This is a genomic window from Halostella salina, from assembly GCF_003675855.1.
Classification (GTDB): Archaea; Halobacteriota; Halobacteria; order Halobacteriales; family Natronoarchaeaceae; genus Halostella; species Halostella salina.
On record NZ_RCIH01000008.1, the window covers coordinates 239,969 to 246,304 of the forward strand.

Genomic DNA, 6,336 nt, shown 5'->3' on the forward strand with positions numbered 1-6,336 from the left:
CCAACATCCCCACCGGAGGAATCCCACGGCTTCAGCCGTGGGAGGATGTCAATGTGCCGTCCGATCCGACAGTAGCGGGAACTGGATATTGTGCCTGTCCGCGTACTCCCAATGGGCGTAGGCTCCGTCCGCACCCACACCGAGGACGACCACGTCGTCCAAGAGCGTGAGCCAGTCCGCGTCCCGGAGCGAACACCACTGGTCGGTACAGGCCGGATGGAAGTCGAACGGATAGAAGACGAGTATCACCGCCCAGCCGCGGTCCGTGTACTCGGAGAGCGTGTGCGTGTCGACCGACCCGGCGGCGGCTCCGGGGAGCGTGAAATCCGGTGCTTCCTGCCCGACTCGTATCATGTTACCAAATAACATACGGACCGACTTGAGAGATAGGGGGTTGTGCAGCGTGGACACACGGCGGGCGTGTGAGTCACTGAGCCAGCGACCACGGTCGACGAGACAATCCGCTCGCCCGATGTACTCCAGTCGCACAGCCGCGGATGATTATTATCCCGTGGTCGCCACGTCCACAGTATGGACGAAGTTGATTTCCTGGTCATCGGCTCCGGGTCGGGGTTAGATGTCGCTAACGCGGCTGCGAACCGTGGGCAGTCGGTTGCGGTCGTCGAGAAGGGCCCGCTCGGCGGGACGTGTCTCAACCGCGGATGCATTCCATCGAAGCTGTTGCTCTACCACGCCGACGTGCTGGAGACGGTCGAACGCGCCGGCGAGTTCCACATCGACGCCGACGTGGCCGACGTCGACTTCGCGGAGATCGTCCGCGAAGTCAACGAGGAGGTCAACGCCGACTCGGAGTCGATCCGGGAGGGGCTACAGTCGTCCCCGAGACACGACCTCTACGAGGGCGAGGGTCGGTTCGTCGACGACCGGACGGTCGAGGTCGTGAGCGGCGACGACGAAGGGGCGAGGATCCGGGCCGAGACGGTTCTGATCGCTGCCGGCACCCGCCCCGCAGTTCCGGACATCGACGGGATCGAGCGGACGGAATACCTCACGAGCACGGAGGCGCTCCAGCTGGAGACGCCGCCCGACCACCTCGTGATCGTCGGGGGCGGGTACATCGCGGCGGAGCTCGGCCACTTCTTCGGGACGTTTGGAAGCGACGTGACGATCATCGGCCGACGGCCGAACCTGCTTCCGAACGCCGACGAAGCGGTTGCAGAGGCGTTCACCGACCGCTACGCGGACCGGTTCACCGTCCACACGGGCCATGCAGCCACGGCGGTCTCAGAGACGGATGGCACGGTAACCGTCGAAGCCCAGCCGTACGAGTACGGTCCCGATGGCGGCGTCAGCGAGGAGGGGGCGGTGAGCGTGACGGGCGACGAACTGCTCGTCGCCGCGGGCCGAACGCCGAACACGGACCTACTTGACCTCGACGCGACCGGGGTCGAAACGGACGACAGCGGGTTCGTGGAGACCGACGAGTATCTCCGGACGACGGCCGACGGCGTGTGGGCGCTCGGCGACATCGTCGGCGAGTATCTGCTGAAACACAGCGCGAACCACGAAGCACAGGCCGTCGCCCGGAATCTCTTCGGCGACGACCTCCAGCCGGTCGACTACAGCGCGATGCCGTTTGCCGTCTTCGCCTCCCCGGAGGTGGCCGGCGTCGGCGCGCGCGAGGAAGACCTCCGGGAGAGCGACCGCGAGTACGCGACCCGGACGTACCGCTACGACGAGACCGCACGCGGCAGCGCCATGAAGGCGGACGGGTTCTTCAAGGCGATCATCGACCTCGACGGCGAGATCCTCGGCTGCCACATCATCGGGCCGGAGGCGTCGAACCTGATTCAGGAGGTCGTCGTGGCGATGAAAGCCGGCTCGGGAACGGTCCAGGACATCCGCGAGTCGGTCCACATCCACCCCGCCCTGTCCGAAGTCGTCCAGCGTGGCTTCTCCGGGCAGTTCAGTCGCGGCAACGGCGGTCACTCACACTGACTGGCGTGGAGACGGCCTGATACCGTGTCATCGTACACGACTCTCAGCCACTGACATGGCCCGATATCCCCTACATAAACCTTTCTCGGGACCGCGTCGGGGCCACACGACTACGTCCAAAATATATCCTCCCGGGCAGTACGAACGGACGCAATGACGAAAGCAGCAGTCATCATTCTGGCAGGGACCGAAGGGCACGCAAACCTCGGTCGACTCGTGAACGGGCTCGAGACGGCCAAGGAGTTCGCCGACACCGACGGCGACGAGGTGGAACTGATCTTCGACGGAGCAGGGACACAGTGGATCCCCGAACTCGAAGACGAGGAAAGCGACTATCACGAACTGTATCAGGCCGTCCGCGACGACGCCGCCGCCTGCGACTTCTGTGCCGGTGCGTTCGGCGTCGAAGACGCCGTCGCCGATGCGGGGGTAGTGACGCTCGACGACCACGACGGCCACCCGAGCATCCGGTCGATGGTCGACGACGACTACGAGATCATCACGTTCTGAACCCGTCCCGAGACGGGAACAACGATCGGAACGGGAACACGGACGGCGAGATGTGCTTCCTCAAGGTCGACAATTCGGCAGCACAGCGACGCTGCGGCACGCTGACCTGACGCGACGAGCAAGATGTACTCCCACATCGAAGCGAGTGATCTGTCCGAGATCGGAAGTCAGGCGTTCAAGGACGAATAGGGCGCTCCATCACTGGTATTTGCAAGAACTGCTCAGGAGTATTCGGTACGGTGGAGGCGAAATGTACCGTGTACCCCGATTTCCAGTACTCGAATCGGAATGATGACCTATGAAGTGGAAGCCATTCACGGGCACAAAATCGGCTCACCAGCCGATCGATGGGTAAGTCCGATCTCCGATGGACTAAAGTCCCCATCAGATAACTTCTGCCTGATCGATGTTGTCGGGAGTTAGGACGGACGAGGACGGTGGGTCGTGCCCGTATGATGCCGAAACCAGGAGTCGTATCTGTGGGGGCCGTACGACGGTCCGGAAGGAGCGAACCAGATGACGACCCACGGTCGACGCCACTTTCTAACGGCCGTGGGCGGCAGTAGTACCACATTACTGGCCGGTTGCGGCTCGTCCGGGTCGGGGAGCGCGGTCGGAGACAGGAAAATAGAGCGGGTGTGGTTCCGCGTTCGGTCGAACGGAAACATCCAGTTCGCGTTGCGATTCGAGGACGACATCGACGTCGACAGTCTCGAGGATCCAGAGCAGTTCATCAACGTCTCGAACGGCGCCACCGTGGAACTGGATGGGTCGGTCACCCTCGATTGGTACGACCACGCGACTGTCGATCGGTCGAGCCTGTCGAGGGCCCGCGACCGATCCATCGGTGAATTCGACTCCCTGGACGATTCGGACTGGGACTCATTGACCGAATCCTATACTGGGTCAGTAGCCGGCGCAGAACGACCGGGGGGCGTCACCGGGCGTATCAGAGATGCCGTTGCGACAGTCGACCCGAGTGAGTTCGGCGAGATCGAACTCGAAATCCCGGAAATAGCAGTCACGGTCCCCGTGGCGGACGGGCCCGATACCGTACAGGTACAGTACCCGGACGGACAGATCCACTCGGCACCGTACGTCCCACCCTCGCTGGACGAGGACGAACTGGTACTTACCGACAGGAGTTTCGACGGCGAGTTCACCGTCGACTTCGAGAACGAGCGGATCACGTGGGAGAGCAAGAACTACGAGGGCGAAAACGAATGGGAGTTTCCCACCGGAACACCGACGGAGGGCCTCAATACGCGACAAATCGAGGGAGAGGCGGCTACCATTCTGGTCGAGAACTCGATAGTCGCCCTCAGCCCGGCGTACGGCTCACTCCGGGCGATATGGCGCTCTCGGTGGGAGTTTTTCGACTGGGTGGCAAGCATCGCCGTCGATCCGACAGCCGCAGCCGAACAGGTGGCCGATAACGCCACGGAAGTGGTCAGAGAGACACTGGGATGGCTCGGTCCGACGGGGAGTTCGGACGTGGCCGAACAGTACATGATCGCCGGACTGCAGGTCGGAGTCGCGCTCCGATACTCCGCCCAAGCAGCGCGGGTCGCCGGGGGAGTTGCCTCGACGCTGACTACGGCAGTGGACATCGCTGCCGGCTATCAGAAGGTGACGGCACTCGCGGACGAAACCAACGGGCTCATCAAAGATGTCATGAAGGGGTTCGACTATTCATATATAAACCCGGCCGTCCACCCGCTGCTCCATCGGTTCATGGCCGAGAAGGCCAGCGTCTCGATCGCAACACACAACGGCGATTCGAACATCGAAGACTACCGGGACGTAGTCGAAAAGATAGCAGGCGAGTACGACGCGGCATACACCCAGGTCAACACCGAGTACGCAGGTGGCAATGCGGAGACACGACAGCTTCAATCCAGGATACATGACTCGGTCAAGAGGCGTGTAGAAATACTGCGGACCGCGAAAGTAAACGACATCGTCGACACGGCGCTGACAACCGCGGAGACTCGAAGCCCAGTCCAGCCGGCCACCCAGTTCCAGCTGGACAACGCCAACACCGGGTTCGACCCCGACCTACTGGAGCCGTCGGCTGAGGGCAAACCAGCAGCGGAACGCCTGTCCGCCGTGGAGTCCGACGTGCGGCCGGTGGTCGCGGATGGCCGAGTATACGGGTGTAGCGGTAGCCGTCTCCTCGCTTTCGATCAGGGGCGTGAGATGGTCTGGGAGCAGCCCTTGAATGGGGACGGCGACATCGTAACCACTCCCACCGTCGACGACGGCGTGATCTACGTCGGTACTGACGAACCGGCACTCTACGCGCTGGAACTCGGAGCCGAAGGACTCAGCCAACAGTGGCGCCTCGCCGATACGTTCGAGGAGAACCCTCTGTCCCCGACAGTTCACGACGGCCGACTGTACACCGCGACCGGGGCCGAGCGGCTCTACCAGATCAGCTCTGCCAGCGAGGTGACGGAAACCGTCGAACTGTCGTTTGGCGGGCCGACGTCTCCTCGACAATCGCTTGCGACGGATGGGCAGCGACTCTTCGTGAGCGGGCAGTACGGAATCAGAGCCTTCGATGTGCCTTCGCTGGCGCCTGCGTGGGAAACCGCACGTGAGACTGCGGACTACACGAACGACGTTCCAGCAGTCAGCACCGATGGACCGCGGGTAGTGTATTCCCCGGAAGGGAACGAACTCGTGGCTCGACAGCCCGCGGACGGAACTACCGTCTGGCGGAGCGAGCGTGACACGTTCGCTAGCGTTCCGACGGTTACCGCCGAGCGCGTGTTCGTCGGTTCGGGTGCCAGACAGGAACTGCGAGCGTACCCCCGGGGGACCGATAGGGCTACCCCACGGCCGCCGGAATCGCGTGTCGAGCTGGATGGCGACATCGTCGGCGAGGTGACTGCCGCGGGAGCGCACGTGTACTGCTCCACCGCACAGTCGGTCTACTGCCTCGACAGGGCATCGCTTGATACGGTCTGGCGCGTGGACGACGCTCTTGGGGGGAACACGGTGAGTTCCACACCTGTTGTGAGCGGAGGAAGGGTCTACGTCGCTACGACTGGAGGGATATTCGCGCTTGGCGAGTGAGCAACACTGCAGACGTCGACCCTAGCGGGACCCGAGGACTACCTGATACACCATGGAAGCCGTCGTGGGGCTGGCGAGATGTACTTCCGAGAGGCCGACCACTACCACGCCCAACTGGCCTGCCGGTCCGGCGGTCCTGAGCTGACAGGCCAACCCCATACCGTAGCCTGCGAGCTGTCCGAGATCGGGGTCGAGGTGTTCCAAGATGAATAGCAGGGTGTAAAGGGCTACTTGTGGAATGCAAGCCCGAACGATCCTATCGATTAAGACCGTACACCTTTGACGGATCGGGCCGACTCCAACTTCATCATATAGGTAATGTGTGTATCTGTACTCGTAGTACGGGTAATCGGTGCTGAATCCAAGGCGTGTCAGAGGTGACGTCGACCATGTAAGATTGAATTTCGGGACAGGTGATTCACCAATAGGTGCGTGGCATGTACTTGGCCATTCAAGCGAGTAACCCTGAAAGAACACTCAAAAGCGGCCTCTTCCTTCGTCTGATCGCATGGAATCCCTCAACACGTTGTTCGACATCTTTAGCAAAGAACGACGACGATACGCTCTGTACGCATTGGACCAAGCTGACGGGCCGATTGGAATTCAGGAGCTGGCGAACCAGGTGCGCGAGTGGGAAGCCGAAGAAGAACCCGTCGCTTCGGCTCTGGTGAATCGCCATACTGTGCTTGATTTCACGATTTCACTGCTCGCTTGATGTTGTAAACAACACATTTCAAGACAAGTTCACGAAATTCTCGGTACCACGTTCGCGCACGCACGGCGACG

Annotated in this window: 5 protein-coding genes and 1 pseudogene; 4 read left to right on the forward strand and 2 right to left on the reverse strand. The window is 61.9% G+C overall.

Annotation, left to right across the window (positions count from 1 at the left end; all coding sequences use genetic code 11):
* Positions 1-48: 48 nt before the first annotated feature.
* Positions 49-354 carry a redoxin domain-containing protein gene (locus D8896_RS16280; RefSeq protein ID WP_205596858.1) on the reverse strand — a complete coding sequence of 102 codons (306 nt, stop codon included), beginning with the start codon at positions 352-354 and terminating at the stop codon, positions 49-51.
* Positions 355-531: 177 nt separating this feature from the next.
* Here D8896_RS16280 and D8896_RS16285 point away from each other — a divergent pair, with 177 nt between their 5' ends.
* The 4 genes from D8896_RS16285 to D8896_RS19555 all read left to right on the forward strand — a co-directional run bounded on the left by D8896_RS16285 (position 532) and on the right by D8896_RS19555 (position 6,265).
* Positions 532-1,959: a dihydrolipoyl dehydrogenase gene (locus tag D8896_RS16285; protein ID WP_121823171.1), complete on the forward strand. Its 1,428-nt coding sequence runs from the start codon at positions 532-534 to the stop codon at positions 1,957-1,959.
* A 153-nt stretch (positions 1,960-2,112) separates the two neighbouring features.
* The gene (locus D8896_RS16290; RefSeq protein ID WP_121823172.1) at positions 2,113-2,469 is read left to right on the forward strand and encodes a DsrE family protein; all 357 of its coding nucleotides are present in this window, start codon (positions 2,113-2,115) and stop codon (positions 2,467-2,469) included.
* Positions 2,470-2,985: 516 nt separating this feature from the next.
* Positions 2,986-5,550, forward strand: a complete 2,565-nt coding sequence (locus tag D8896_RS16295; RefSeq protein WP_121823173.1) for an outer membrane protein assembly factor BamB family protein — start codon at positions 2,986-2,988, stop codon at positions 5,548-5,550.
* Positions 5,551-6,058: 508 nt separating this feature from the next.
* The gene (locus tag D8896_RS19555; RefSeq protein WP_162991605.1) at positions 6,059-6,265 is read left to right on the forward strand and encodes a DUF7344 domain-containing protein; all 207 of its coding nucleotides are present in this window, start codon (positions 6,059-6,061) and stop codon (positions 6,263-6,265) included.
* Here D8896_RS19555 and D8896_RS16300 read toward each other — a convergent pair.
* A pseudogene (locus D8896_RS16300) lies at positions 6,243-6,336 on the reverse strand (IS5/IS1182 family transposase); the annotation flags it as partial. The gene D8896_RS19555 and the pseudogene D8896_RS16300 sit on opposite strands and share 23 nt — an antisense overlap.

Coding starts and splice junctions, on each gene's coding strand:
- D8896_RS16280 (WP_205596858.1), bottom strand. CDS start 354: ATGATACGAGTCGGGCAGGAAGCACCGGATTTCACGCTCCCCGGAGCC.
- D8896_RS16295 (WP_121823173.1), top strand. CDS start 2,986: ATGACGACCCACGGTCGACGCCACTTTCTAACGGCCGTGGGCGGCAGT.
- D8896_RS16290 (WP_121823172.1), top strand. CDS start 2,113: ATGACGAAAGCAGCAGTCATCATTCTGGCAGGGACCGAAGGGCACGCA.
- D8896_RS16285 (WP_121823171.1), top strand. CDS start 532: ATGGACGAAGTTGATTTCCTGGTCATCGGCTCCGGGTCGGGGTTAGAT.
- D8896_RS19555 (WP_162991605.1), top strand. CDS start 6,059: ATGGAATCCCTCAACACGTTGTTCGACATCTTTAGCAAAGAACGACGA.